Origin of the sequence: Nocardia sichangensis, assembly GCF_047200615.1 — a bacterium.
Classification (GTDB): domain Bacteria; phylum Actinomycetota; class Actinomycetes; order Mycobacteriales; family Mycobacteriaceae; genus Nocardia; species Nocardia sichangensis.
The window spans coordinates 1-484 of record NZ_JBJZOK010000141.1 but is presented as its reverse complement, the minus strand read 5'-3'; the positions used below and the strand labels follow the sequence as shown (position 1 = coordinate 484).

1 protein-coding gene is annotated in these 484 nt (G+C 69.6%); it reads left to right on the top strand.

From position 1 onward, the window contains the following. Positions 1–484 (top strand): AMP-binding protein (locus ACL03I_RS39505; protein ID WP_412808672.1); only part of this gene is annotated, 484 nt, incomplete at both ends.

Sequence of the window (484 nt, the reverse complement as noted above, 5' to 3'; positions counted from 1 at the left end):
ACCACCGCACCACCGTGCTGCGACCGCAGCACCCGGCTTACCTGATCTACACCTCGGGCTCCACGGGTGCGCCGAAGGGCGTGAGCGTGACGCACGCCGGGCTGGCCACGCTCGCACGCGAACAGCGGGAACGCTATGCGGTGACGGCGGATTCGCGAACGCTGCACCTCGCGTCGCCGAGCTTCGACGCCTCGGTCTGGGAGTTGCTGCTCGCGGCGGGAAGTGGCGCCACGATGGTGATCGCCCCAGTCGGCGCCTACGCCGGCTCGGCGCTGGCCGAGTTGCTGCGCCGGGAGCGAGTGACCCACGGGGTGATCACACCGGCGGCGCTGACGTCGGTGGATCCGGCGGGGCTCGACGACTTGCGAGTGGTCGTCGCCGCAGGTGACGTATGCCCGCCGGAACTGGTGCGGCGCTGGGATGCCGACGGTCGTGAGTTCTTCAATGCCTATGGCCCGACCGAGGCCACGATCATGACGAATCA